Source organism: Pseudonocardia oroxyli (assembly GCF_900102195.1).
GTDB lineage: Bacteria > Actinomycetota > Actinomycetes > Mycobacteriales > Pseudonocardiaceae > Pseudonocardia > Pseudonocardia oroxyli.
In genome coordinates, this window is sequence record NZ_FNBE01000003.1 from 35,495 (window position 1) to 60,538 (window position 25,044).

At 74.1% G+C, this 25,044-nt stretch carries 22 protein-coding genes; 12 read left to right on the forward strand and 10 right to left on the reverse strand.

The genetic code is table 11. The annotated features are described in order from the left end of the window. Nucleotides 1–102: 102 nt before the first annotated feature. Complete coding sequence (locus tag BLS43_RS05195; RefSeq protein ID WP_093078466.1) at nucleotides 103–969, reverse strand: tRNA (adenine-N1)-methyltransferase; 867 nt, start codon at nucleotides 967–969, stop codon at nucleotides 103–105. A 108-nt stretch (nucleotides 970–1,077) separates the two neighbouring features. Here BLS43_RS05195 and BLS43_RS05200 point away from each other — a divergent pair, with 108 nt between their 5' ends. Both BLS43_RS05200 and BLS43_RS05205 read left to right on the forward strand, forming a co-directional pair. After that, nucleotides 1,078–1,962, forward strand: a complete 885-nt coding sequence (locus tag BLS43_RS05200) for a RecB family exonuclease (RefSeq protein WP_245707311.1) — start codon at nucleotides 1,078–1,080, stop codon at nucleotides 1,960–1,962. Next, nucleotides 1,959–2,762, forward strand: coding sequence for a thioesterase family protein (locus BLS43_RS05205; RefSeq protein ID WP_176921180.1), 804 nt, complete (start codon nucleotides 1,959–1,961; stop codon nucleotides 2,760–2,762). The genes BLS43_RS05200 and BLS43_RS05205 overlap by 4 nt, the downstream gene beginning before the upstream one ends. A 62-nt stretch (nucleotides 2,763–2,824) precedes the next feature. Here BLS43_RS05205 and hisG read toward each other — a convergent pair whose 3' ends face one another. The 4 genes from hisG to metH all read right to left on the reverse strand — a co-directional run bounded on the left by hisG (nucleotide 2,825) and on the right by metH (nucleotide 8,404). Then, the gene (gene hisG / locus BLS43_RS05210) at nucleotides 2,825–3,709 is read right to left on the reverse strand and encodes an ATP phosphoribosyltransferase (RefSeq protein ID WP_093077599.1); all 885 of its coding nucleotides are present in this window, start codon (nucleotides 3,707–3,709) and stop codon (nucleotides 2,825–2,827) included. A 15-nt stretch (nucleotides 3,710–3,724) separates the two neighbouring features. Further along, a complete protein-coding gene (locus BLS43_RS05215; protein ID WP_218129716.1) occupies nucleotides 3,725–3,988 on the reverse strand; it encodes a phosphoribosyl-ATP diphosphatase in 264 nt (87 codons plus the stop codon). A 206-nt stretch (nucleotides 3,989–4,194) separates the two neighbouring features. Next, nucleotides 4,195–4,893 carry an HAD family hydrolase gene (locus BLS43_RS05220; RefSeq protein ID WP_093077604.1) on the reverse strand — a complete coding sequence of 233 codons (699 nt, stop codon included), beginning with the start codon at nucleotides 4,891–4,893 and terminating at the stop codon, nucleotides 4,195–4,197. Continuing rightward, the gene (metH, locus tag BLS43_RS05225) at nucleotides 4,883–8,404 is read right to left on the reverse strand and encodes a methionine synthase (protein ID WP_425438526.1); all 3,522 of its coding nucleotides are present in this window, start codon (nucleotides 8,402–8,404) and stop codon (nucleotides 4,883–4,885) included. The genes BLS43_RS05220 and metH overlap by 11 nt, the downstream gene beginning before the upstream one ends. Before the next feature lie 103 nt (nucleotides 8,405–8,507). Here metH and BLS43_RS05230 point away from each other — a divergent pair, with 103 nt between their 5' ends. Further along, the gene (locus BLS43_RS05230) at nucleotides 8,508–9,395 is read left to right on the forward strand and encodes a PAC2 family protein (RefSeq protein ID WP_093077609.1); all 888 of its coding nucleotides are present in this window, start codon (nucleotides 8,508–8,510) and stop codon (nucleotides 9,393–9,395) included. A 23-nt stretch (nucleotides 9,396–9,418) separates the two neighbouring features. Next, complete coding sequence (locus tag BLS43_RS05235) at nucleotides 9,419–10,501, forward strand: MFS transporter (RefSeq protein ID WP_281245816.1); 1,083 nt, start codon at nucleotides 9,419–9,421, stop codon at nucleotides 10,499–10,501. 39 nt (nucleotides 10,502–10,540) lie between these two features. On the opposite strand, the gene mshC is transcribed toward BLS43_RS05235, so the two are convergent. Both mshC and BLS43_RS05245 read right to left on the reverse strand, forming a co-directional pair. Beyond that, nucleotides 10,541–11,779 (reverse strand): cysteine--1-D-myo-inosityl 2-amino-2-deoxy-alpha-D-glucopyranoside ligase, encoded by a 1,239-nt coding sequence (gene mshC / locus BLS43_RS05240; protein WP_093077615.1) that lies wholly within the window; start codon nucleotides 11,777–11,779, stop codon nucleotides 10,541–10,543. A 36-nt stretch (nucleotides 11,780–11,815) separates the two neighbouring features. Then, nucleotides 11,816–12,163: a GntR family transcriptional regulator gene (locus BLS43_RS05245; RefSeq protein WP_093077618.1), complete on the reverse strand. Its 348-nt coding sequence runs from the start codon at nucleotides 12,161–12,163 to the stop codon at nucleotides 11,816–11,818. 24 nt (nucleotides 12,164–12,187) lie between these two features. Between BLS43_RS05245 and BLS43_RS05250 the strand changes: the two genes are divergently transcribed. The 4 genes from BLS43_RS05250 to BLS43_RS05265 are packed head-to-tail and all read left to right on the forward strand — an operon-like array spanning nucleotide 12,188 to nucleotide 15,790. After that, nucleotides 12,188–12,592, forward strand: coding sequence for an MFS transporter (locus BLS43_RS05250; RefSeq protein WP_245707313.1), 405 nt, complete (start codon nucleotides 12,188–12,190; stop codon nucleotides 12,590–12,592). Continuing rightward, entirely contained in the window at nucleotides 12,589–13,593 is a 1,005-nt protein-coding gene (locus BLS43_RS05255; protein ID WP_093077624.1) for an N-acetylglucosamine kinase, read from the forward strand. Before BLS43_RS05250 ends, BLS43_RS05255 begins: the two co-directional genes overlap by 4 nt. Before the next feature lie 26 nt (nucleotides 13,594–13,619). After that, the gene (locus BLS43_RS05260) at nucleotides 13,620–14,612 is read left to right on the forward strand and encodes an SIS domain-containing protein (protein ID WP_093078472.1); all 993 of its coding nucleotides are present in this window, start codon (nucleotides 13,620–13,622) and stop codon (nucleotides 14,610–14,612) included. Next, the gene (locus BLS43_RS05265) at nucleotides 14,609–15,790 is read left to right on the forward strand and encodes an N-acetylglucosamine-6-phosphate deacetylase (protein ID WP_218129717.1); all 1,182 of its coding nucleotides are present in this window, start codon (nucleotides 14,609–14,611) and stop codon (nucleotides 15,788–15,790) included. Before BLS43_RS05260 ends, BLS43_RS05265 begins: the two co-directional genes overlap by 4 nt. Nucleotides 15,791–15,797: 7 nt before the next feature. Here BLS43_RS05265 and BLS43_RS05270 read toward each other — a convergent pair whose 3' ends face one another. Further along, nucleotides 15,798–16,760 (reverse strand): bile acid:sodium symporter family protein, encoded by a 963-nt coding sequence (locus tag BLS43_RS05270; protein ID WP_281245813.1) that lies wholly within the window; start codon nucleotides 16,758–16,760, stop codon nucleotides 15,798–15,800. A gap of 70 nt (nucleotides 16,761–16,830) precedes the next feature. Here BLS43_RS05270 and BLS43_RS05275 point away from each other — a divergent pair, with 70 nt between their 5' ends. Then, nucleotides 16,831–17,658, forward strand: a complete 828-nt coding sequence (locus BLS43_RS05275; RefSeq protein ID WP_093077626.1) for a LysR family transcriptional regulator — start codon at nucleotides 16,831–16,833, stop codon at nucleotides 17,656–17,658. Between the two features lie 110 nt (nucleotides 17,659–17,768). On the opposite strand, the gene BLS43_RS05280 is transcribed toward BLS43_RS05275, so the two are convergent. Continuing rightward, the gene (locus BLS43_RS05280) at nucleotides 17,769–18,416 is read right to left on the reverse strand and encodes a TetR/AcrR family transcriptional regulator (RefSeq protein WP_143029945.1); all 648 of its coding nucleotides are present in this window, start codon (nucleotides 18,414–18,416) and stop codon (nucleotides 17,769–17,771) included. A gap of 53 nt (nucleotides 18,417–18,469) precedes the next feature. Between BLS43_RS05280 and BLS43_RS05285 the strand changes: the two genes are divergently transcribed. Together BLS43_RS05285 and BLS43_RS05290 are read left to right on the forward strand one after the other, a co-directional pair. Continuing rightward, the gene (locus tag BLS43_RS05285) at nucleotides 18,470–20,032 is read left to right on the forward strand and encodes a carboxyl transferase domain-containing protein (protein WP_093077631.1); all 1,563 of its coding nucleotides are present in this window, start codon (nucleotides 18,470–18,472) and stop codon (nucleotides 20,030–20,032) included. A 35-nt stretch (nucleotides 20,033–20,067) separates the two neighbouring features. Next, on the forward strand, nucleotides 20,068–22,011 hold the full coding sequence (locus BLS43_RS05290; protein ID WP_093077632.1) for an acetyl/propionyl/methylcrotonyl-CoA carboxylase subunit alpha: 1,944 nt from the start codon (nucleotides 20,068–20,070) through the stop codon (nucleotides 22,009–22,011). Between the two features lie 199 nt (nucleotides 22,012–22,210). On the opposite strand, the gene BLS43_RS05295 is transcribed toward BLS43_RS05290, so the two are convergent. Then, nucleotides 22,211–23,353, reverse strand: a complete 1,143-nt coding sequence (locus BLS43_RS05295; RefSeq protein WP_143029946.1) for a coiled-coil domain-containing protein — start codon at nucleotides 23,351–23,353, stop codon at nucleotides 22,211–22,213. A gap of 616 nt (nucleotides 23,354–23,969) precedes the next feature. On the opposite strand from BLS43_RS05295, the gene BLS43_RS05300 reads away from it, so the two are divergent. Further along, a complete protein-coding gene (locus tag BLS43_RS05300; RefSeq protein ID WP_245707314.1) occupies nucleotides 23,970–25,043 on the forward strand; it encodes a tyrosine-type recombinase/integrase in 1,074 nt (357 codons plus the stop codon). The last annotated feature ends 1 nt before the right edge of the window (nucleotide 25,044 follow it).

A 25,044-nucleotide genomic window follows, 5' to 3' on the forward strand; every position in this document is an offset into this window, starting at 1 on the left:
GAGGCGATTCGGTGATCCGTCACTCACGCGGACGGCACCTTGACGCCATCGCGTTGTCTGGTTCCCGTAATCGGAGGGTTCCACCCTCTCGGCCGAACGCTCTCAGCGACTGGTCGGTCTGCGCTGCGGCCGCGGGGGGACGACGCCGTCGGCCAGTCGGCGGGCCGTCACCAGGAACGCTGTGTGACCGATCATGCGGTGCTCCGGCCGCACCGCCAGCCCGACGACGTGCCACGGCCTGACCAGCGACTCCCAGGCCTGCGGCTCGGTCCAGCACTGCATCTCGCGCAGCTTCTCGACGACCGTCGACAGCTGGGTGGTGGTGGCCACGTACGCGACGAGCACGCCGCCCGGGATCAGCGTGTCCCGCACCGTCTCCAGGCACTCCCAGGGCGCCAACATGTCCAGGATGACGCGGTCGAAGGGCTCGGCCTGAGAATCGTGAGTATTAAGGTCGCCGACCCGCAAGCTCCAGTTGGGTGGCGCGTCGCCGAAGAACCGTCGCACGTTGCGATCGGCGTGCTCGGCGTGGTCCTCCCGGATCTCGTACGAGACGACCGTCCCGGCGGGGCCCACGGCCTGGACCAGCGAACAGGTCAGGGCGCCGGAGCCCGCGCCTGCCTCCAGCACGCGGGCGCCGGGGAAGATGTCTCCCCACACGAGGATCTGGGCCGCGTCCTTGGGGTAGATCACGGCGGCACCGCGCGGCATCGACAGCACGTAGTCGGCCAGCAGCGGCCGCAGCGCCAGGTAGGGGGTGTTGGCGGCCGAGTGGACGACCGAGCCCTCCGGCTTGCCGATGAGGTCGTCGTGGGCGAGGGCGCCCCGGTGGGTGTGGTAGCTGGCGCCCGCCTCGAGCACGACGGTGTACTTGCGGCCCTTGGGGTCGGTCAGCTGGACGCGGTCGCCCTCCCGGAAGGGCCCGCCGCGGGCCCGGCCACCGCTCGGCGCATCGTCGGACCCCGCGATCGTCTCGGGCGTGTCGAGGTCGGGGTCGGCGGTCTGCAGGTCGGAGTCGGGCACGGGGCGCAACGCTACCCACCGGGACTGTCGGTGTTCTCACCTAGGGTTCGAGCCGTGAACGAGGACGAGCGCAGGCGCCCCGCACTGTCGCCGTCCCGGGCCGCGGACTTCAAGCAGTGCCCGCTGCTCTACCGCTTCCGTGCCGTCGACCGGCTGCCCGAGGCGCCGAGCCCGGCGGCGCTGCGCGGCACGGTGGTCCACGCCGTGCTGGAGCGGCTGTTCGACCTGCCCGCCGCGGAGCGGGTCCCCGCGGCGGCGCGGTCGCTGCTCCCGCGGGTGTGGGCGGAGCTGCTCACCGAGGCGCCCGAGCTGGCCGCGGTGATCCCGGAACCGCAGGAGGACGGCACCGACCGCATCGGCGCCTGGCTCACGAGTGCCGAGGAGCTGCTGGAGACCTACTTCGTTCTGGAGGACCCTCGCGCGGTCGAGCCGGGCGAGCGGGAGCTGCTGGTGGAGACGGTGCTGCCGTCCGGCGTCCCGTTGCGGGGCTACCTCGACCGGCTGGACGTCGACGGGGACGGCGGGCTGCGCATCGTCGACTACAAGTCCGGGGCGGCGCCGCGGGAGTCCGGGGAGTCCCGCGCCCTGTTCCAGATGAAGTTCTACGCGCTGGCGTTGCTGCGGCTGCGCGGGCGGGTGCCCACCCAGCTGCGGCTGGTCTACCTGGGCCGCGGCGGCGAGCAGCTCAGCTACCGGCCGGACGCCGAGGAGCTGCAGCGCTACGGCCGGATCCTGGAGGCGATCTGGGCGGCCATCGTCGAGGCGGACCGCACGGGCGAGTTCCGGCCGAGCCGCGGCGCCGCATGCGAGTGGTGCGCGCACAAGGCCCTCTGCCCCGCCTGGGAGGGCACTCCCCCGCCGTACCCCGGGTGGCCCGAGCTGCGCGGCGAGGCGCCCACCGCCCCGTTCGGCACTCCCGGCGGCATGATGGGGTCGTGAGCGAGGAGCCCTTCTACCGTCTGCTCGAGCAGTCCCCCGACGATCCCGCCGCGGCGCGCTTCCACGCGACCGCCTCGACCGCGGGCCCGTGGTTCGCCGACGCCCAGCACCTCGGGCCGCCGAGCGCGCTGCTCGTGCGGGCCTTCGAACGCGTGCCCGCGGCGCACCCGCTGCAGCTGTCCCGCTACACCGTCGAGATCCTCGGCGTGGTGCCGACGGGCGAGGTCGAGGTGCGGGCCCGGGTGGAGCGGCCGGGGCGCACGATCGAGCTGCTGGCCGCCGAGATGACGGCGGGCGGGCGGGCCGTGCTGCGGGCCCGGGCGTGGCGGCTCGCCGTCACCGACACCGAGGCGGCCGCGGCGGGCGAGGCGGACCCGCTCCCCGACCGGGAGACCGCCGCGCCCCAGGTCGGGCGGCCGGACGGCTGGCTGCCCGGCTACCTCGACGCCGTCGAGTGGCGCTGGGTCGGCGGCCGTTGGGACGAGCTGGGCCCCGGCGCGGCGTGGGGTCGGCTGCGCGTGCCGGTGGTCGAGGGTGAGGAGCCGACGCCGCTGCAGCGCCTCGCCGCCGTCGCCGACTCGGCGAACGGTGTGGCGGCGACCCTGCCGATGAGCGGCTGGATCTTCGTGAACACCGAGCTCAGCGTGCACGTGCACCGCCCGCCCACCGGCGAGTGGATCGGCATCGACGCCCACACCGTGATCGGCCCCACGGGCACCGGAACCGTCACGGCCCGCCTGTTCGACGAGGTCGGCCACGCAGGCCACATCGCCCAGGAGCTCACGGTCCGCCGCCGCTGAGCCGGCGAACGCCGCGCTCGCTCACACCTGGTGAGCGACCGCGCCGTTCACCGGAGCCCCGTTCAGTGCATGCCGCCGTCGACGGCGCGGCAGCTGCGGATCTCCGAGGTCAGGATCGCCCGGGCGCCGACGGCGGCGAGCTTGTCCATCACGTTGTTCGACTCCGCCTTGCGCACCATGGAGCGGACCGCGACCCAGTCCGGGTCCGACAGCGGCGCGATGGTGGGCGACTGCAGGCCGGGGGTGATCTCCTTGGCCGCCTCGAGCTTCACCTTCGGGCAGTCGTAGTCCAGCATCAGGTACTGGCGGGCGTAGACGACGCCCCGGATGCGCTCCGAGAAGATCTTCTTGAACTCGACGATCTCCTGCGGCTCGATCCGGTCGTTCCGCGGCTCGCGCTCGATGAGCATGGCCTCGGACTCGGCGATCGGGTCGCCGATGACCTTCAGCCCGTGCTGGCGCAGCGTGCGGCCGGACGACACGACGTCCGCGATCGCGTCCGCCAGGCCCAGCTGCACGGAGATCTCGACGGCGCCGTCCAGCTTGATGATCGTGGCGCCGATCCGCTTGCCGGACAGGTGCGAGCGCACCAGCCGCGGGTAGGACGTCGCGATCGTCTTGCCGTCGAGGTCCTCGAGCTTCCAGTCCCGGCCCTCGGGCGCGGCGAACCGGAACTTGGAGGCGCCGAAGCCGAGCTTGAGCACCTTCTGCACCTGGCTGCCGGACTCCTCCATGAGGTCGTGCCCGGTGACGCCCAGGTGCAGGTCGCCGGAGCCGACGTAGGTGGCGATGTCCTTGGGCCGCAGGTAGAAGAACTCGATGCCGTTCTCCTCGTCGACCATCGAGAGGTCACGGGAGTCCGACCGCTGCCGGTAGCCCGCCTCCTTCATCATCGTGGCGGCGGGCTCGGCCAGGGTCCCCTTGTTCGGGAGGGCGACGCGAAGCATGGGGCGGATCCGTTTCTAGAGGTACTTGTAGACGTCGGCGAGGGTCAGCCCGCGGCCGAGCATGATCACCTGGGTGCGGTAGAGCAACTGCGAGATCTCCTCGGCGAGCGCGGCGTCCGACTCGTGCTCGGCCGCGATCCAGACCTCGCCCGCCTCCTCGAGGAGCTTCTTGCCCTGCGCATGGACTCCGGCCTCGAGCGCGGCGACGGTGCCGGAGCCGGCGGGCCGGGTGGCCGCCTTCTCGCTGAGCTCGTCGAACAGTGCGTCGAATGTCTTCACGGGTCCGGTTCTTCCTCTCGCAACGAAGCGCCTGCACATCCAGTGTCGGATGTGTGCCCCGCGGTCACCGCCCGAAATCGGGCAGGAGAGATCGCCGGGGGAAAAGCTGCGCCGGGCGGCCCGCCCGACCGGGTGGTTCACCCGGTCGGACGCTCCGTCCGGCGCAAGCAAGTCGCGCCCGACGGTACCTCCCCTGAGGAGGACGGTCAGCGGCCCCTCCGGACCGCGGCGAGCACGTCGGCCAGGTCCTCGACACGCAGGCCGACCAGGGACTCCCGCACCACCCGTCCGGGCGCGTCGGGGATCGGCACCTCGCACGGCACGGCGAGGACGGCGGCGCCCGCGGTCTCGGCGGCCCGGATTCCGGTCGGCGAGTCCTCCACCGCGACGCAGTCCGCCACCGGCACGCCGAGCAGCGCGGCGGCCCGCAGGTACGGGTCGGGGGCGGGCTTGCCGTGCGGCACCTCGTCGCCGCACACCGTGACGTCGAAGTGCGCGCGGCCTATCCCGTCGAGCGCCTTGTCGGTGAGGTAGCGGCCGGTGTTGGTGACCAGCGCGACCGGGATGCCCGCGGCGCGGACCGTGTGCAGCGCCTCGGGTGCCCCCGGCCGCCACGGCAGACCGTCGGCGAAGAACTCCGCCGTCTTCTCGACGAGCATCCGGGCCGCCTTGTCGAACGGCTCCGGCTCCGGCTCGACCCCCGCCTCGCGGAACACGATCCGCAGAGAGCTCTGCAGGTTGCCGCCGAGGGTCTCCCGGCGGGCCGCGGCGGACAGGTCGGTCCCGCCGAGCCATCGGAGCACCTCGACGAGGGAGCGGTCCCACACCTTCTCGGAGTCGATCAGCGTGCCGTCCATGTCGAACAGCACCGCCGCGGGGGGACGAACGGCGCGTTCAGCCGGCATTGAAGTACTTCGCCTCCGGGTGGTGGGCGACCAGCGCGTCCGTGGACTGCTCCGGGTGCAGCTGCAGCTCCTCGGACAGCGACACCCCGATCCGGCCCGGCTCCAGCAGCTCCACGATCTTGCTGCGGTCCTCGAGGTTCGGGCAGGCGCCGTAGCCCAGCGAGTACCGGGCGCCGCGGTAGCCGAGCTTGAAGAAGTCCTCGACGTCCGCCGGGTCCTCCTCGGCCAGCGTGCGCCCCGAGGACCAGGTCAGCTCCTCCCGGATCCGCTTGTGCCAGTACTCGGCGAGGGCCTCGGTGAGCTGCACCGACAGCCCGTGGACCTCCAGGTAGTCCCGGTAGGCGTCCTTGGCGAACAGCTCGTTGGCGTAGTCCGCGATCGGCTGGCCCATCGTCACCAGGTGCAGCGGCAGGACGTCGACCTCGCCGGAACCGCGCGGGCGCCAGAAGTCCGCCAGGCACAGGTGCCGGTCCCGGCGCTGGCGCGGGAACTCGAAGCGGTACCGCTCCGGGGCGTCCGCCCGGGGCTCGGTCAGCACCAGCAGCGAGTCCTTCTCCGACACCGCCGGGAAGTACCCGTAGACCAGGGAGGCGTGCGCCAGCACGCCCTCCGCGGTCAGCCGCTCCAGCCAGTACCGCAGCCGCGGCCTGCCCTCGGTCTCCACGAGCTCCTCGTAGGAGGGGCCGTCGCCGCCCTTGGTGCCGCGCAGGCCCCACTGGCCCAGGAACAGCGCGCGCTCGTCCACCATCCCGCTGTACTCGGCCAGCGCGACGCCCTTGACCACCCGGGTGCCCCAGAACGGCGGGGTGGGGACGGGGTTGTCCACCGCGACGTCCGAGCGCTCGGGCAGCGGGCCCGCCGCCTCGACCTCGGCGGCCTTGCGCTTCGCGGCGATGCGCTTGGAGCGCTCGTGGCGCTCCTTGCGCTCGGCCGCCCTGCGCTCCTCCTCCGGGTCCACCTCGGGCAGCGCGCCGCGCAGCCGGGCCATCGTGGCGTCCATCAGCCGCAGGCCCTCGAACGCGTCCCGGGCGTAGGAGACCCGGCCCTCGTAGACCTCGGTGAGGTCGTTCTCGACGTAGGAGCGGGTCAGGGCGGCCCCGCCCAGCAGCACCGGGAGCTTCTTCCCGCGGGAGTTCATCTCCTGCAGGTTCTCCTTCATGATCACCGTGGACTTGACCAGCAGCCCCGACATCCCGACGGCGTGTGCCCGGTGCTCGTCCGCGGCCTGCAGGATGGTGGCGATCGGCTGCTTGATCCCCAGGTTCACGACCGTGTAGCCATTGTTGGACAGGATGATGTCCACGAGGTTCTTGCCGATGTCGTGGACGTCCCCCTTGACGGTGGCCAGCACGATCGTGCCCTTGCCGTCGTCGTCCGTCTTCTCCATGTGCGGCTCGAGGTACGCCACGGCGGTCTTCATGACCTCCGCCGAGGCGAGCACGAACGGCAGCTGCATCTGCCCGGAGCCGAACAGCTCGCCGACGGTCTTCATGCCGGACAGCAGCGTGTCGTTGACGATCTCCAGGGGCGGCCGGGTCTGCATGGCCTCGTCGAGGTCGGCCTCCAGGCCGTTGCGCTCGCCGTCGACGATCCGGCGCTCCAGGCGCTCGAACAGCGGCAGCGCGGCCAGCTCCTCGGCCCTACCCGCGCGCGCCGACGACGCCGTGACCCCCTCGAACAGCTCCATGAACCGGTTGAGCGGGTCGTAGGGCGGGTGGGCATCGGGTCTGCGGCGGTCGTAGACCAGGTCGAGCGCGACGGCCCGCTGCTCGTCCGGGATCTTCGCCATCGGCAGGATCTTCGCCGCGGACACGATCGCGGTGTCCAGCCCCGCCTCGACGCACTCGTGCAGGAACACCGAGTTCAGCACCTGGCGGGCGGCCGCGTTGAGGCCGAAGGAGATGTTGGAGATGCCCAGGGTGGTCTGGACGTCCGGGTAGCGCCGCTTGAGCTCGCGGATCGCCTCGATGGTCTCCAGGCCGTCCCGGCGCACCTCCTCCTGCCCGGTGGTGATCGGGAAGGTCAGGGTGTCGACGACGATGTCCCCGACCCGCATGCCGTGGTGCGTGGTCAGGTCCTCGATGAGCCGGGCGGCGACACGGACCTTCCAGCCCCGGTCGCGGGCCTGGCCCTCCTCGTCGATGCACAGCGCGACGACCGCGCAGCCGTGCGCGCGGACCAGCTCCATCGTGCGCTGGTACCGGGACCCGGGCCCGTCGCCGTCCTCGAAGTTCACGGAGTTGACGATCGAGCGGCCGCCGAGCAGCTCCAGACCGGCCTTGAGGACCTCCGGCTCGGTGGAGTCCAGCATGACGGGCAGGGTCGACGCCGTGGCGAGGCGCCCGGCCAGCTCCTGCATGTCCGCGACCCCGTCGCGCCCGACGTAGTCGATGCAGAGGTCGATCAGGTGGGCGCCCTCGCGGGTCTGCTCGCGGGCGATCGCGACGCAGTCCTCCCAGCGCTCCTCCAGCATGGCCTCGCGGAACTTCTTGGAGCCGTTGGCGTTCGTGCGCTCCCCCACCATCAGGACCGAGGTGTCCTGCCGGAACGGGACGGGCGCGTACAGCGACGACACCCCCGGCTCCGGACGCGGCCTGCGGACCGCGGGGGTCACGGACGGCAGCGCGTCGGCGACGGCCCGGACGTGGGCGGGCGTGGTGCCGCAGCAGCCGCCGACCAGCCGCAGCCCGTAGTCCCGCACGAAGACGCTCAGCGCCTCGGCGAGCTCCTCGGCGGTCAGCGGGTACTCGGCGCCGTTCTTGCCCAGGACCGGCAGGCCCGCGTTCGGCATGACCGACAGCGGGATGCGGGCCTGCTTCGACAGCGTGCGCAGGTGCTCGCTCATCTCGGCGGGGCCGGTGGCGCAGTTCAGCCCGATGACGTCGATGCCCAGGGGCTCCAGCGCGGTCAGCGCGGCGCCGATCTCCGAGCCCAGCAGCATGGTGCCGGTGGTCTCGACGGTGACGCTGGTGATGATCGGGATGCGGCGGCCCTCGAGGCGCATGGCCTCCTGCACGCCGAGCACCGCCGACTTCACCTGCAGCAGGTCCTGGCAGGTCTCGATGAGGAACGCGTCCGCCCCGCCCGCGAGCAGGCCGCGGCCGGTCTCGGTGTAGGCGTCCCGCAGGGTGGCGAAGGTCTCGTGGCCGAGCGTCGGCAGCTTGGTGCCGGGGCCGATCGAGCCGAGGACGTAGCGCTGCCCGCCCACCTCGTCCGCGGCCTCGCGGGCCAGCCGGGCCCCCCGCTCGGACAGCTCGCGGATGCGGTCCGCGATGTCGTAGTCGGCGAGGTTGGGCAGGTTGGCGCCGAAGGTGTTGGTCTCGACGGCGTCCGCACCCGCCTCGAAGTACGCGCGGTGGATGCCCCGCACGACGTCCGGCCGGGTGGCGTTGAGGATCTCGTTGCACCCCTCCAACCCGGCGAAGTCGTCGAGCGTGAGGTCGTGGCTCTGGAGCATGGTGCCCATCGCACCGTCGGCGATCACCACGCGCTCGGACAGCGTGTCCAGCAGCGTGGTGTCGAAGCTGTGATCTGACGCGGCTGCGTTCACGGCTGACACTCCACAAGAGTACGGGTCCCACTCGTGTTATCCGCGCGCGCCGTAGGGTGGACGGATGACCGAGCGCGAGCAGGGGGCGGGGGTGCCCGCGGAGCTGCCGGACCTCGTCGATCCGGTGATGATCACGGCTTTCGAGGGCTGGAACGACGCGGGCGAGGCCGCCAGCTCCGCACTGGAACACCTCGAGCTGAGCTGGGACGCCGAGCCCCTGGGCTCCATCGATCCCGAGGACTACTACGACTTCCAGGTCACGCGCCCGCTCGTCCGGATGGCCCAGGGCGTCACCCGGCGCATCGAGTGGCAGACCACCCGGCTGTCCGTGGCGAAGCTGCCGGGCAGCGAGCGGCACGTCGTGCTCGTCAACGGCATCGAGCCGAACCTGCGGTGGCGCTCCTTCTGCGGCGAGATCATCGAGTACGTCGAGAAGCTGGGCGTGACGAAGGTCATCAACCTCGGCGCGATGCTCACCGACGTGCCGCACACCCGGCCGACGCCGGTGCGCGGCAGCGGGTACGACACCGAGTCGGCGAAGAAGCTCGGCGTCGAGCCGTCGACCTACCAAGGCCCGACCGGGATCGTCGGGGTGCTGCAGTCGCAGCTGATCGAAAACGGCGTCCCGTCGGTCTCGTACTGGGCCGAGGTGCCGCACTACGTGTCGCAGGCGCGGGTGCCCAAGGCGGCGATCGCGCTGCTCATGCGCATCGAGGAGGCGCTGGACGTCGAGGTCCCCCTCGGCGGGCTGCCCGACCAGGCCGAGGAGTGGGAGCGCACGGTCAACGAGATGGCCGAGGCGGATGACGAGGTGCGCGAGTACGTCCGCCAGCTCGAGCAGCAGGCCGAGGACGAGGAGGAGGAGAAGCCCGTCGACCTCGCCGAGACCAGCGGTGACGAGATCGCGGCGGACTTCGAGCGCTACCTCCGCCGCCGCGGCGGGTCCAGCTGAGGCTCCGCCGGGCCGGGCTCTACCTGGGTGGTTTCCTGGGCCCGTTCGGCGGGGGCATCACCACGGCGATGCTGCCGGAGCTGGGCGGCTCGTTCGGGATCTCGCCCGCGGCCGCGTCGTCGTCGTTGACGGCCTTCCTGCTCCCCTTCGCCGCGGCGATGCTGCTCTCCGGGACGCTCGGCGAGCGATGGGGGCGGGTCCGGACGGTCCGCACCGCCTACGTCGGCTACGCGCTGTCCTGCGTGGTGGCGGTGGTGGCCACGAGCTGGGGGGTGTTCCTCGGCGCGCGGGCGCTGCAGGGCCTGGCCAACGCGTTCACCACACCGCTGGTCATGGCGGCCCTGGCCGCCTCCGTCACGCCGGAGGCGCTGGGTCGTGCGCTGGGCTGGTACGGCTCGTTGCAGGCCGCCGGGCAGACGTCCGCGCCGCTGGTGGGCGGGCTCGCCGCCGAGGTGGACTGGCACCTGGCGTTCGTCGGCGTGGCGGCGGTGGCGCTCGGGCTGGCCGTGGTCGGGCTCCCGAACGACGACGGTGCCGCGAGCCGGAGCGCGGCCACGCTGCGCAGCGCGCTGCGACCCGAGGTGCTGCGCCTGGGCCTGGTCGCGGGGCTGGGCTGGGGCTGCCTGGGCGGCGCGGGGTTCCTCGTCGCCCTGCGCCTCGCGGACGTCTTCGACCTCGATGCCGGGCCGCGCGGCCTGGTCCTGACCGGCCTGGGCGTCGCCGGGATCCTGACGGCCCGGGTCGCCGGGGCCGCCGTCGGCCGGTTCGGCGGGCGCCGCTGCGTGATCGCGGGCGCCGCGCTCGGCGGCGCGCTGCTGGCGGGCGTGGGCCTGGTGCCGCTGGTCGGGCTGGTCGCCGTCCTGTGGGCGCTGGCGGGGTTCCCGAGCCAGCTGCTGGTGGTCGGCGTCAACTCCCTGGTGCTGGGCGGCGCGGGCACCCGCGGCGGCGGCCCGATCTCGGTGGTGCAGTCGCTGCGCTTCTTCGGCGCGGCGGCGAGCCCGATCGCCCTGCCCCCGGTCTACCACGCGGACCCGGCCGCGGCCTTCCTCGCACCCGCGGCGCTGCTGGTCGCGGCGGTCCCGGCCCTGGTCCCGAGAAAGCCGTGAGTGGGGATGGTCGCTAGGGCGACCATCCCCACTCACGGGTCAGAGGGTGATGCCGAGGAGTGCGTCGATGGCGGCGCGGGCCGTGGCCGGGGCCTCGCGGTCCGTACCGCGGCGCTCCACCGCCTCCGCGGCCCACGCGTCGACCGCGGCGAGGGCGCGGGGGGTGTCGAGGTCGTCGGCGAGGTGCTGCCGCAGGGACGCGATCATGTCGTCCGCGGACGGCGCGGCCTCCAGTGCCAGGGCCGCACGCCACCGCGCCAGGCGCTCCTGCGCCTCGGCCAGCAGCGAGTCGGTCCACGGCCGGTCCTGCCGGTAGTGCCCGGAGATGAGCGCGGCGCGGATGGCGTTCGGGTCGACGCCCGCGTTGCGCAGCTTGGAGACGAACACCAGGTTGCCGCGGGACTTGGACATCTTCTCGCCGTCGAGCCCGATCATCCCGGTGTGCGTGTAGTGCCGGGCGAAGGGATGGTCGCCGGTCAGCGCCTCGGCGTGGGCCGCGCCGCACTCGTGGTGCGGGAAGATCAGGTCGGAGCCGCCGCCGTTGAGGTCGATCTGGGTGCCGAGCCGGTTCAGCGCGATGGCCGCGCACTCCACGTGCCACCCCGGGCGCCCCCGCCCGAGGTCGGAGTCCCACGCGGGCTCCCCCGGGCGCTCCATGCGCCAGAGCAGCGCGTCCACCGGGTTGCGCTTGCCGGGCCGGTCGGGGTCGCCGCCGCGCTCCCGGGAGAGCCGGAGCATGGTCTCCTCGTCGTAGCGCGACTCGTAGCCGAAGTGGCCGGTGGCGGCCGAGTCGAAGTAGACGTCCGGGTACTCGGGGTCGTCGATGCGGTAGGCCGCGCCGTCGACCAGCAGCTTCGCCACCAGCTCCGCGATCTCCGGGATCGCCTCCACCGCGCCGATGTAGTCCCGCGGCGGCACGACCCGCAGGGCCGCCATGTCCTCGCGGAACAGCGCGGTCTCGCGCATGCCCAGGACCACCCAGTCGTCCTGGTCCCGGTCCGCCCGCTCGAGCAGGGGCTCGTCGATGTCGGTGACGTTCTGGACGTAGTGCACGTCGTGCCCGAGATCGCGCCAGTACCGGTTGACCAGGTCGAACGCCAGGTAGGTGGCGGCGTGGCCGAGGTGTGTCGCGTCGTACGGGGTGATCCCGCAGACGTACATGGTCGCGACGTCGCCGGGGGCCGTGGGCCGCACCCGCGCGGTCGAGGTGTCGTACAGGCGAAGCGGCGGGCCGCTCCCCTCGAGAGCGGGGAGCGCGACGGGGGCCCAGGTCTGCATGCGTCCACAGTAATCGCCCGCCCGGGGTGCCCAGGGTCACGTACGCCGGGCGGCGGCCACGAAGGTGAACCGGTCCCCCCGGTAGACCGAGTGCGTCCACTCCACCGGCCGCCCGTCCGCGGTGTGGCTGTGTCTGCGCACCACCAGCAGCGGGTGCCCCGTCTCGACGGCGAGCAGCTCCGCCTCGCGCGGGTCCGCCAGCCTGCTCTGCACGGCGTCTCGCACCTCGTCGACGCCGCGGCCGTAGACCTCGCGCAGCGTCTCGTACATCGACCCGCGGGCGGCGAGCTGCTCGGCGAGCCCCGGCAGCTCACCGGCCAGCTGCGCGGTCTCGACGGCCAGCGGCACCCCGTCCACCAGCCGGACCCGCTCGACCCACCACACCTCGTCCTGGCCGAGATCATGGTCGTGGCGAACGCGCTGCTCATCGCGGTGTTCGCGACCGGCGGCGGCACGCTGTTCGGGTTCATCGGGCTGGTGCTGTTCACCGTCGGGTTCACGTTCGGCTTCGGCTCGCTGGTGTGGGTCTACGCCGGTGAGGCCTTCCCGGCGCGGCTGCGCTCGCTCGGCGCGTCGGCGATGCTCACCGCGGACCTGGTGGCCAACGCCGTCGTCGCCGCCGTGTTCCTGACCCTGCTCAACGGGGTCGGCGGCGTCGGCACGTTCGTGGTGTTCGGGGTGCTCGCCCTGCTCGCGATGGTCTTCGTGCACCGCTTCGCCCCCGAGACGAAGGGGCGCGAGCTGGAGGACATCCGCCGGTACTGGGAGAACGACGGCCGCTGGCCCGCCCCCTCGTCGCGGGAGTCGGTGTGAGCGACCTGCTCGGCCTCGACATCGGCGGCTCCACGACGCGGGCCCTGCGCTGCACCGACGGCGTGCGCCGCGAGACCCGGACCGGCTCCGCCAACCTCGCCTCGGTCGGCGACGCGCGCGCGGGCGCGGCCCTGGACGCGGCCCTGGCGGGCCTCGGCGACCTGTCCGGCGTCCAGGCGGTGTGCGCGGGGGCCGCGGGCGCGGACTCGCCCGCCACCGTCGCCCGGCTGACGGCGATGCTGGCGGCCCGGGTGCCGCGCGCGCGGGTCGCGGTCGTGCACGACACGGAGCTGATGCTGGCCGGGCTCGCGGAGGGTGTCGCCCTGATCTCCGGGACCGGTTCGGTGGCCTGGGGCCGGCGCGCGGACGGCACACAGGTCCGCGCGGGCGGCTGGGGCTACCTCCTCGGCGACGAGGGCAGCGGGTGGTGGGTGGCCCGCGAGGCCGTCCGGCACGCGCTGGGCCGCCACGACCGCGACCTCCCGCCCGACGCCGTCACCGCGGCGCTGCTGCAGGACTGCGGCCTCCCCCACTGCGACGCACTCCTCGACCACGTCTACGGCCGCCCGGAGCGGCAGTACTGGGCGGCCCGCGCCGACGCGGTCGCCCGGCTCGCCGACACCGGAGCGGATGTCGGAGCGGATGTCGGAGCGGGTCCCGGAGCCGCTCCCGGACCCGACCCGGTGGCGGCCGACCTCCTCGGCCGCGCCGCCGACGCCCTCGCCGGGCTGGCGCGCTGCGTCCTCGACCGGCTCGAGATCCCCGGGCCCGTGGTGCTCGGCGGCGGGTTCGCCGTCCACCGACCCGTCCTGCAGGACCTGCTGCGCGCGCGGCTGCCCGGGGTGCCGCTGACGGTCCTGCGCACCGATCCCGTCCTCGGCGCGCTGCGGCTCGCCCAGGACCTCGCCCACGACCCCGCCCACGACCTCGCCCACGACCTCGCCCACGACCCCGCCCACGACCCCGCCCCCGCCCCGACCGACTCGGAGGACCACCCGTGACCCGCACGCTCTCCCCCGGCGCCCTGATGGCCGCCGAGACCGCCGAGCAGCCCGCCGTGTGGCGGCGTCAGCTCGCGGAGGCCGGGCCCGGCGGGGCGTCGGGCCTCGCGGAGGCCGCCGAGCTGGTCCGACGCCGGGCACCCCGGTTCGTCCTGCTCGTCGCCCGGGGCACCAGCGACCACGCCGCCCTGTACGCGAAGTACCTGGTCGAGATCACGCTCGGGCTGCCCGTCGGGCTGGTGTCGCCCTCGACCTACACCGCCTACGGCCGCAGGCCCGACCTCCGGGACGTCCTGATGGTCGCGGTCAGCCAGTCCGGCGGATCCCCCGACCTGCTGCGCACCCTCGAGGTGGCGAAGGCGGGCGGGGCGCTGACGGTCTCGGTGACCAACAACGCGGCGTCCGCGCTGGCCACGACGGCGGACGCGCACGTCGACGTCCTGGCGGGCCCGGAACGCGCGGTGGCCGCGACCAAGTCCTACACCGCGCAGCTGCTCGCCCTGAACCTGCTGTTCGGCGGCGCCGGGGCGGACGCGCTGCCGGACCTCGGCGACGCGATCCTGGCCCGGGACGCCGAGCTCGCCGCCCTGGCGGTCCGCTACCGGTTCGCCGAACGAATGATCACCACCGGCCGCGGCTACTCCTACCCGACGGCCCGGGAGGCGGCGTTGAAGCTGATGGAGACCGCGTACGTGTCCGCGCAGGCCTTCTCCGGGGCGGACCTGCTGCACGGACCGCTCGCGCTCGTCGAGCCGCGGGTGCCGGTGCTCGCCGTGACCTCCGCGGGCGCGGGCGGGCAGGCCTTCGCGCCGGTGCTCGACGCGCTGGCCGAACGGCGGGCGGACGTGGTCACCGTGGGCAGCGCGGCGCGGGACGTGGTGCTGCCCGAGACCGCCGAGCCGCTCGCCCCGCTGCTGGAGATCCTGCCGTTCCAGTTGCTCGCCCGGCACGTCGCCGTCGACCGGGGCGGCGACCCGGACGCCCCGCGGGGCCTGCGGAAGGTCACGGAGACGCTGTGAACGGCCTGCACGACCCGGGGCACGGAGAACGCCGACGCACCGCCCCCGGCGAGCGGGCGATCGTGCTGGCCGCGGAGACCGTCGTCCTCCCCGGCCACTGCGGCCCCGGGTGGGTGGGCGTCGAGGGCGGACGGATCGTCGCCACCGGGATCGGCCGCCCCCCGAGGCCCGCGGAGCACGAGCTGGGGGTCGCGGTCGTCGTGCCCGGGTTCGTGGACCTGCACGTGCACGGCGGGGGCGGCGCCGCCTACACCACCGGCGATCCCGCGGAGGCCCGCCGCGCGCTGCGGTTCCACCGGGCACACGGCACTACGACGACCCTGGCCTCGTTGGTCACCGCCGGTCCCGCGGAGCTCCGCCGGGCCGTCGACGCCCTCACCGAGCTGGTCGCGGACGGCGAGCTCGCGGGCGTCCACCTGGAGGGCCCCTGGCTCGCCGAGGCGCGCTGCGGCGCCCACGATCCCGCGCTGCTGCGGGACCCCGACCCGGCCGAGCTGGACGCCCTGCTCGCCACCGGCGTGGTGCGGATGGTGACCCTCGCCCCGGAACGTCGGGGCGCCCTCGACGCGATCCGGCGGGTCGCCGGCGCGGGCGCGCTCGCCGCCGTCGGGCACACGGACGCGGGGTACGAGCTGGTCGGGTCCGCGATCGAGGCGGGCGTCCGGGTCGGCACCCACCTGTTCAACGCGATGGCCCCGCTGCACCACCGCGAGCCCGGCCCGGCCGCGGCGCTGCTCGGGGACCCGCGGGTGACCGTCGAGCTCGTCACCGACGGGCTGCACGTCCACCCCGCGCTGTGGGACCTCGTCCTCGCGAGCGCGGGCCCCACCCGGGTCGCCGCGGTCACCGACGCGATGGTCGCCGCGGGCATGCCGGACGGCCGCTACCGGCTCGGCGGGCTGGACGTGCGGGTCCGCGAGGGCGTCGCCCGGCTGGAGCGGCGCGGGTCCATCGCGGGCAGCACCGCCACCGGAGACGCCCTGCTCCGGGCCATCGTCGCCGCCGCGCCGGACCGCAGGTCGGGGCTGGTCCGGGCGGTCGCGATGACCGCCGGGACCCCCGCCGCGACACTCGGGCTCGACGTCGGCGTCCTCGAACCCGGCCGCCGCGCCGATCTCGTGGTGCTCTCGCCGGAGCTGACGGTGCGCGAGGTCTGGCGCGGCGGCGCACCCGTGTGAGGCCCGGTCAGGCCGGGACGGCCACCGGCTCCTCGGCCTGCCGAGCCAGGCGCCCGGCGATGACCGCGCACGCCATGAGCTGGATCTGGTGGAACAGCATCAGGGGCAGCACCAGCAGGCCGACCTGCCCGGCCGAGAACAGCACCCCGGCCATCGGCAGGCCGCTGGCCAGGCTCTTCTTCGACCCGCAGAACAGGATCGTGATCCGGTCCGCGCGGGTGAAGCGGCGCGGCACGAACCAGGTGATCGCCAGGACCACCGCCAGCAACACCACGCACGTGCCGACGAGCGCGGCGAGGGCGCCGAGCGAGAGCCTGCCCCAGATGCCCTGCGTCATGCCCTCGCTGAACGCGACGTACACCACCAGCAGGATGGAGCCGCGGTCCACGATCTTGAGCCAGTTCCTGTTGCGCGCCACCCAGTCGCCGATCCAGCGCCGCAGCAGCTGCCCGAGCACGAAGGGGGCGAGGAGCTGCAGCGCGACGTCCAGCAGCGCGCGGGCCGAGAACCCGCCCTGCGCGGACAGCAGCAGCCCGGTCAGCAGCGGCGTGAGCACGATGCCCAGCAGGTTCGACAGGGAGGCCGCGCAGATCGCCGCGGGCACGTTGCCGCGGGCCACCGAGGTGAACGCGATGGACGACTGCACCGTCGACGGCAGGCAGCAGAGGAAGAGCAGCCCGAGCTTGAGCTCGGTGGGCAGGATCGCCGCGGGGATCAGCTGGATCAGCAGGCCGAGCAGCGGGAACAGGACGAACGTCGCCGCCACGACCGTGCCGTGCAGCCGCCAGTGCTTGAGCCCCTCGACCGCCTCGCGGGTGGAGAGCCGGGCGCCGTAGAGGAAGAAGAGCAGGGCGATCGCGACACTCGTGGCGTAGGAGAACCCGGTGGCGACCGACCCGCTCGCGGGCAGCAGGGCCGCGACCCCCACGGTCGCGAGGATCATCAGCAGGAACGGGTCGACGCGCTTCACCCGGACATCGTCGCCGCCGTCCGGTCATTCGGAAACACGCACACCGCTCTGTCTGTCATCATGGTTCGCGATGGATCCGGTCCTGCTCCGCTCGTTCGTCGCCGTCGCGCGCACGCTGTCGTTCACCCGGGCCGCCGCCGGGTTGGACCTGCGGCAGTCGACGGTCAGCCAGCACGTCCGGCGACTGGAGGAGGCGGTCGGGCGCACGCTGCTGCTGCGGGACACCCACAGCGTCACCCTCACCCCGGACGGCGAGACGATGGTCGAGTACGCCGTCGCGATCCTCGACACCGCCGACCGCGCGCTGGCCCACTTCCGCGGCGTGCAGGTGCGCGGGCGGCTGCGGTTCGGGGTCTCGGAGGACCTCGTGCTCACCCGGGTGCCGACGATCCTGGCCGACTTCCGACGCCGGCACCCCGGCGTGGACGTCGAGCTGACCGTGGGGCTGAGCGAGACCCTGGAGGCCGCGCTCGACCGCGGCGAGCTGGACCTGCTCTTCGCCAAGCGCTCACCCGGCCGGACGGGCGGAACCCCGGTCTGGCCGGACCGCTTCGTGTGGGTCGCGGCCCCCGGGTTCCGGCTCGCCGAGGGGCCCGTCCCGCTCGTGACCTATCCCCCGCCCGCACTGTCGCGGGCCGCCGCGATCACCGCCCTGGAGGCGGTGGGCCGCCCCTGGCGGCTCGCCTGCACCAGCGGCTCGCTGTCCGGCCTGCGGGCCGCGGCGCTGGCGGGACTCGGGGTGGTCGCGCACGCCGAGACCCTGGTGCCGCCGGGGCTGGTCCCGGTGGCCGGGCTCCCGTCGCTCGGCGGCTTCGAGTTCACCCTGCAGACCGGCCGCCGCACCCTCTCGACCCCCGCCGAAGCCCTGGCGACGGCGATCACCACGGCCTTCGGCTAGCGGCCGTCCTGGAGCCGAGAACGGGCATTGTGGCTCCATAATGGCTGTTCTGAGGCCTGAAAACGGGCACTGTGGAGCCACACTGCGCCGGGCCGAGGGTGACCGAATGGTCAGCCTGCGGGAACGCGGCCCGGCGCCCGGCGCACCACCGCGATCGCCCTCGCGAGCTCCGTGTCCCGCTCCTCGCCCAGCAGGTCCCGCACGAACACCCCCGCGATGTGCTCGACGGACTCGGGCCCGTCCGGCCGGTACCACGTCCACGCGTAGTTGCACATGCCGAACACGTGCAGCGCCGTCATCCGCGGGTCCGCGGTGTGCAGCTCCCCCGCCGCCGCGCCCGCCCGGACGATGTCCACCACGAGGTCGGTGTACCGCGTGCGCTGGCCGCGGATGTGCTCGGCCAGGGTCCCACCGAGTTCGTCGCCGGAGTATCGGACCAGCTCACGCAGGCAGGTGAGGCTCGCGGCCCGGTCGTCCCGGTGGGCGGCGAGCAGGGCGTAGATCATCGCGACCAGGCGCTCGACGGGGCTCTCGAGGTGCGCCCGCACGTAGTCCGCCTCGGCCAGGCGCCGCCCGAAGTAGGCGACGTGCACCTCCCCGAGCAGCGCCTCCTTGCTCCCGAAGTGGTGCAGGATCGTGCCCTTCGACAGCCCCAGCGCCACCGCGACGTCCGCGAGCGCGGTCTCCGCGTACCCGCGCTCCGCGACGTGCTCGGCGAACACGCGCAGGATCGCGTCCCGCGAACTGGGCCTGACCATCGGCACACCCTAGCCCATTGCTGACTGAACGGGCGGTCAGTTACCGTGGCTCCATGACCACGACGCTGCGGTCCACCGCCGATCCCGGCTCGGACGCGTTCGCCCGCAACGCGGAGTCCCACCGGAACCTGGTCGCGGACTTGGCCGCCCAGCTGGCCACGGCCCGGCTCGGCGGCCCCGAGAGGTCGCGGGCCCGCCACGTCGAGCGCGGGAAGCTGCTGCCCCGTGACCGGGTGGACTCCCTCGTCGACCCGGGCTCGCCGTTCCTGGAGCTGTCCCCGCTCGCCGCGCACGGCCTCTACGACGGGGACGCCCCCGGCGCGGGCATGATCACCGGCGTCGGGCGGGTGTCGGGGCGGCAGTGCGTGATCGTCGCCAACGACGCGACGGTCAAGGGCGGCACCTACTACCCGATGACGGTCAAGAAGCACCTGCGCGCGCAGGAGGTGGCCCTGCACAACCGGCTGCCGTGCGTCTACCTGGTCGACTCCGGCGGCGCCTTCCTCCCCCGCCAGGACGAGGTCTTCCCCGACCGCGAGCACTTCGGCCGGATCTTCTACAACCAGGCCACCATGTCCGGGCTCGGGATCCCGCAGATCGCGGCGGTCCTGGGCTCCTGCACCGCGGGCGGCGCCTACGTCCCGGCGATGTCCGACGAGGCCGTCATCGTCCGCAACCAGGGGACGATCTTCCTCGGTGGCCCGCCGCTGGTGAAGGCCGCGACCGGCGAGGTCGTCACCGCCGAGGAGCTCGGCGGCGGCGACCTGCACGCCAAGGTCTCCGGCGTCACCGACCACCTCGCGAACGACGACGCGGACGCCCTGCGGAAGGTGCGCTCGATCGTCGCCACCCTCGGGCCGCGGGTCGCACCGCCCTGGGAGCGCCGCCCGACCGTCGCGCCCGTCGTCGACCCGGCCGAGCTCTACGGCGTCGTCCCCACCGACTCGCGCACCCCCTACGACGTGCGCGAGGTGATCTCCCGCATCGTCGACGGCTCGGAGTTCGGCGAGTTCAAGTCCGAGTACGGCACCACCCTGGTCACCGGGTTCGCGCACATCCACGGCCACCCCGTCGGCATCCTGGCCAACAACGGGATCCTGTTCTCCGAGTCCGCGCTCAAGGGCGCCCACTTCATCGAGCTGTGCGACCAGCGCGGCATCCCGCTGGTGTTCCTGCAGAACATCTCCGGGTTCATGGTCGGCCGCGAGTACGAGGCGGGCGGCATCGCGAAGAACGGGGCCAAGCTCGTCACCGCCGTCGCCTCCACCCGGGTCCCCAAGCTGACCGTCGTCATCGGCGGGTCGTTCGGCGCCGGGAACTACGCCATGTGCGGGCGCGCCTACTCCCCCCGCTTCCTGTTCATGTGGCCCAACGCCCGCATCTCGGTCATGGGCGGCGAGCAGGCCGCGACCGTGCTCGGGACCGTCGGGAACGCGGACCCGGAGGCGATCCGGGCCCAGTACGAGTCGCAGGGCCACCCCTACTACTCCACCGCCCGGCTGTGGGACGACGGCGTGATCGACCCCGCCGACACCCGCACCGTCCTCGGGCTGTCCCTGTCCGTCGCCGCCAACGCGCCCCTCGGGGATCCCGCGTTCGGCGTCTTCCGGATGTGAGCCCCGTGCGTCCCGTGAGCTCTGGAGGTCCGCTGATGTTCTCGACCGTCCTCGTGGCCAATCGCGGCGAGATCGCGGTGCGGGTGATCCGCACGCTGCGCGCGCTCGGGATCCGCTCCGTCGCCGTGCACACCGATCCCGACGCCGCCGCCCCGCACGTCACCGCCGCGGACACCGCCGTGCGGATCGGCAGCTACCTCGACATCGACGCCGTGCTCGACGCCGCGCGCGCCACCGGCGCCGAGGCGATCCACCCCGGCTACGGGTTCCTGTCGGAGAACACGGCGTTCGCCGCGGCGTGCGCCGAGGCCGGGCTGGTCTTCGTGGGTCCGCCCGCGGCGGCGATCGACGCGATGGGCGACAAGATCCGGGCCAAGCAGACGGTCGCGAAGGCCGGGGTGCCGGTGGTGCCCGGGTCGGAGGGCGTCGAGGACGTCGAGGTGGCCGTCGCCCGGATCGGGTACCCGGTCCTGCTCAAGCCCTCCGCGGGCGGCGGCGGCAAGGGGATGCGGGAGGTGTACGCGGCCGAGGAGCTGTCCGGGGCGATCGCGTCGGCACAGCGGGAGGCCCGCGGCTCGTTCGGGGACGACACCCTGCTCGTCGAGCGGCTGATCACCGCGCCCCGCCACATCGAGATCCAGGTCCTCGCGGACGCCCACGGCGGCGTCGTCCACCTCGGCGAACGCGAGTGCTCGCTGCAGCGGCGCCACCAGAAGATCGTCGAGGAGGCGCCGTCGCCGCTGCTCACCCCCGCGCAGCGGGCGGCCATGGGGGCCGCGGCCTGCGACGCGGCCCGGGCCTGCGGGTACGTCGGCGCGGGCACGGTCGAGTTCATCGTCGACGGGAAGAACCCGGACGACTGGTTCTTCATGGAGATGAACACCCGCCTGCAGGTGGAGCACCCGGTGACCGAGGAGGTCTACGGCGTCGACCTGGTGGCGCTGCAGCTGCAGGTCGCCGCCGGCGCGGCCGCGCCCTGGCCGGAGGTCCTGGAGCCGCGCGGCCACGCCGTCGAGGTGCGGGTCTACGCCGAGGACCCGGCGAACGGGTTCCTCCCCACCGGCGGCCGGATCCTCGCCCTGCGCGAGCCGACGACGGTGCGCGTCGACTCCGGCGTCGTCGAGGGCGGCACCGTCGGGTCGGACTACGACCCCATGCTGTCCAAGGTGATCGCCTGGGGCGCCGACCGGGCCGAGGCGCTGCGCCGGCTCGACGCCGCGCTCGCCGACACCGTCCTGCTGGGCCTCGGCACGAACGTCGGCTTCCTCCGGGCCCTGCTCGCGGACCCGGACGTCCGCGCAGGCGACCTGGACACGGGCCTGGTCGGTCGCAGGCTCGAGTCGCTGACCCGGACCGAGCTGCCCGTGGACGTCCTGGGCGCCGCCGCGGGGATCGGGCTGCTCGAGCTGGAGCCCCACGGCGCGGTCGTCGACCCGTTCGACCTCCCCGGCGGCTGGCGGCTCGGCGAGCACGCCTGGACCGCCGGGCGGTTCGAGATCGACGGCCACGAACCCGTCGAGGTCCGCACGCGAGGCCGCGCCGAAGCCGCGGAGCTGGTGCTCGACGGCGAGGACCCCGTCCCCACGTCCACCGTCGGGATCCCCGGCGGCTACCGGCACACCCAGGCCGGTGTCACCCGCACCTGGACCGCGGCGCGGGATGCGGCGGGCACGCTGTGGCTGGCGGGCGATGGACAGACCTGGGCGGTCCGCGAGCACACCGCGCTGGACCCCGCCGCCGAGGGCGCCGCGGGCAGCGGCGGCCCCGTCCTCTCCCCCATGCCGGGCACGGTCACCGTGGTCGAGGTCGGCGAGGGGCAGGAGGTCACCGCGGGCCAGACCCTCGTGGTGGTCGAGGCCATGAAGATGGAGCACGTCCTGACGGCCCCGGTGGACGGCACCGTCCGCGAGCTGCGGGCCCGGGTCGGCGGCACCGTGGCGAAGGACGCCCAGCTGCTCGTGGTCGAACCGTCGGCATGAGCACCAGGCTCGCACCTGGCCTGGCGGGTGATCAGGTTGCCCGTCCGGAGCGCGGTCAGGGGCCGGCGCGCTCCACGTCCCGGCGCAAGGTCTGATCGGGGCTCGGGGATCGGCACGCCCCGGGCCCGCCGCCAGGTCGTGACCTCGCGATCGGGCGAGGTCGGAGCGTGGTGAACACTGGTGCCCGCCCAGCGCGTGCTCAGGAGCCAGCGCGCTCCAGGTCCCGGCGCAGGCTCATGATCTCGTGATCGGCCGCGCCGAGCTGTCGGTGCAGGTCGGCGACCAGCCGGGAGTGCTCCTCGCGCACCGCGGAGTGCTCGCCGCGGAGTCGGTCCAGCGCGGCCTCCCGACGCTCGGCGGCCTCGGCGCGCTCCCGGGCGAGGCTCTGCTCGGTGGCTGCGGCGTGCTCGGCGCGCAGCCGCTCGACGAGACTCGCGTGCTCGGCGCGCAGCCGCTCGACGTCGGTCGCGTGGAGCCGCCGATCCTCGTCGAGCTCGGCGCGGAGGTGGGCGACGGCGCTCTCGTGGTCGGCACGCAGCCGGGCGAGGTCGGTGTGGTGATCCTCCCGCAGCCGGGCGACGGCGTCGTCGTGCTCGGCGCGTAGACCGGCCGCGGCCTCGTCACGGGCGGCGAGCTCGGCACGGTGGGCGTCGGCGTCCCGCGCGGCGCGGGACCGCTCCTCGGCGAGGGTGGCGTCGGTGGCGCGCGCCGTGGCCTGCAGCGTGCTCAGTTGGGTACGCAGCTCCGCGACCTGCGCGGCCGCCACTTCGGCCAACTCCTCGGCGCGCCGGAGGCGGTCGGTCAGCGCGTCGACCCTGCCCTCGGCGCGCAGCTGTTCCCGCAGCGCGGCCGCGGCGGCCTGCTCGGCCTTCACCCGCGCCCGGTCCGCCGCCGACGCCAGCTCCACCGCCTCCGCCGCCCGTGCCCCCGCGGCGTCGGCCTCCGCCCGCTGCCGGGCGGCGTCCGCCTCGGCCCGCTCGCGGGCCCCGCGGTCCTCGGCCGCGGCCTCCCGCGCCCGGTCCCGCTCGGCGAGCGCGCCCGCGGCCTCCTCCGCGACCTGCCGCCCGACGACGTCGACCGCCGCCAGCAGGTCGGCCAGCGGCGCACGGGCCACGGCCAGCCTGTCCCCGAGCGCGTCGAGCGCAGCAGAGGTGAGCGCCGAGTCCGCCTCCGTCAGCGACTCGACCGCGACGAACGCGGCCTCGGCCGACTTGCAGCTGAGCCCGTTCGGCCCCCAGGTCCTGCCGTCCTGGCAGTAGCGCGGGCGGTTGCCCCGCCCGCTGAGCTGCGGCAACGCCGCGCGGCACTGCCGGAACGCACACAACCGGGGCTCTTCTTCCACACTTACAGACTTCCACATCGAATTGAGTTGCTGTAATTCAGCTGGTGCGCACATGCTCAGCTCGGGAGAAACCCTCTTCTCCCGGGTCAGAAGCCGGATCGAGCCGCGCGAGCGCCGCCGAAGACGGGTGATCCACGCTTCGGGCGCGGGACGGTCGCTGAGCGACCTCCACCCGCCCCAGCCGTGGATCACGGCCGCGGCTGGATCCACTCGAACCGTTGATCCACACCCGAGGAGCGCAGGGGTCGCTCAGCGACCCCCACCCGGCCCACCCATGGATCACGGCCGCGGCCGTGATCCACTCGAACCGTTGATCCACACCCGAGGAGCGCAGGGGTCGCTCAGCGACCCCCACCCGCCCCACGTATGGATCATGGTTCTCCCGCGGCTCGGACCGGTCCTGATCCACACTCGGGAAGCAGAACAGTCGCTGAGCGACCTCCACCCGCCCCAGCCGTGGATCACGGCCGCGGCGAGGCGCCTGGGCGATGATCCACGGCCCGGGAGCAGGACGGTCGCTCCGCGACCGCCGCTCGCCCGACGTGTGGATCACGAGGGCCAGCGCCCCACCGCGCGCCTCCACCCGCCGCACCGTCACGCGCCCGATACTCACCCCGTGAGCGACGATCACGCGCACCTCGCGCTCCGCTCAACGCCCGACCCGACCGCCCCCGCCGACCCGACTCACACGACCGACCTCGTCACCGGCCACGACGACCTGCGCGCACGCCTGCAGGCGCTCGACGCGGCGGCCGACCGCTACCTCGAGGACGGACGGGTCGCGGGGACCCGGGAGGCGTACGCCCAGGACTGGGCGGCCTGGACCGACTACACCCGATGGGCCGCGATCCCGCTTTTGTCGGCCGGGCGGGGTGCGCTCGTCGGGTTCGTGCTCTGGTTGGAGAACGGCGCGCCGCGGCTCGACCGTCCCGCGGGCACACCGGCGGCCCCGGCGACCATCCGCAGGCGGATCGCCGGGGCGCTGCACGGCCTGCGCCGGTTCGGCGCGGACCTCGATCCCCGCGGGCCGGAGGCCGCCCGCGAGGCTCTGGCGGTGTATCGGCGGCGGCTCGCCGAGGACGGGATCCGGCGCGGGCGGGGCCAGGCCGTGGCCGTCGACCTGGCCGCGGTGCTCGCCATGTCGAAGGCCTGCCCGGACACGAACGCGGGTCGGCGCGACCGCGCCATGCTGACCATCGGCTTCTACGGCGCCACCCGGGCGAGCGACCAGGCCCACCTGCGCGCCGGGGACGTGACGGTCGAGCAGAACGGCCTGGTCCTCGACGTCCGGGTCGGGAAGACGACCGGGCGCAGCGCGCTCCCCCGCCGTCGGCACCCGCTGTTGTGCCCGCGCACCGCGTGGCTCGCCTGGCGGCGGGTCTGCGCCGGGTCGGGTCCCGCGTTCCGGCGGGTCGACCGCCACGACGTGGTCGGCGACCGGCCGTTGTCCCCCGACGCCGTCACCGCGGTGATCAGCCGCGCCGGGGAGCGGGCCGGGCTGAGCCACCCGGTCACCTGCCACTCGCTGCGGGCGGGGTTCGCCACCGAGTCCTACCGGGCGGGCGCCGCCCTGCTGGACATCGCGCGGCAGGGCCGCTGGGCCCCCGGCAGCCAGGAGCTCTTCCGCTACATCAGGACCGTCGACCAGTGGCGCACGAACGCGGCAGACCCGCTCGACCTCCCGCCGTGAG

Coding starts and splice junctions, on each gene's coding strand:
- hisG (WP_093077599.1), bottom strand. CDS start 3,709: ATGCTTCGCGTCGCCCTCCCGAACAAGGGGACCCTGGCCGAGCCCGCC.
- BLS43_RS05220 (WP_093077604.1), bottom strand. CDS start 4,893: ATGCCGGCTGAACGCGCCGTTCGTCCCCCCGCGGCGGTGCTGTTCGAC.
- BLS43_RS05230 (WP_093077609.1), top strand. CDS start 8,508: ATGACCGAGCGCGAGCAGGGGGCGGGGGTGCCCGCGGAGCTGCCGGAC.
- mshC (WP_093077615.1), bottom strand. CDS start 11,779: ATGCAGACCTGGGCCCCCGTCGCGCTCCCCGCTCTCGAGGGGAGCGGC.
- BLS43_RS05260 (WP_093078472.1), top strand. CDS start 13,620: ATGGCCGCCGAGACCGCCGAGCAGCCCGCCGTGTGGCGGCGTCAGCTC.
- BLS43_RS05275 (WP_093077626.1), top strand. CDS start 16,831: ATGGATCCGGTCCTGCTCCGCTCGTTCGTCGCCGTCGCGCGCACGCTG.
- BLS43_RS05280 (WP_143029945.1), bottom strand. CDS start 18,416: ATGGTCAGGCCCAGTTCGCGGGACGCGATCCTGCGCGTGTTCGCCGAG.
- BLS43_RS05285 (WP_093077631.1), top strand. CDS start 18,470: ATGACCACGACGCTGCGGTCCACCGCCGATCCCGGCTCGGACGCGTTC.
- BLS43_RS05290 (WP_093077632.1), top strand. CDS start 20,068: ATGTTCTCGACCGTCCTCGTGGCCAATCGCGGCGAGATCGCGGTGCGG.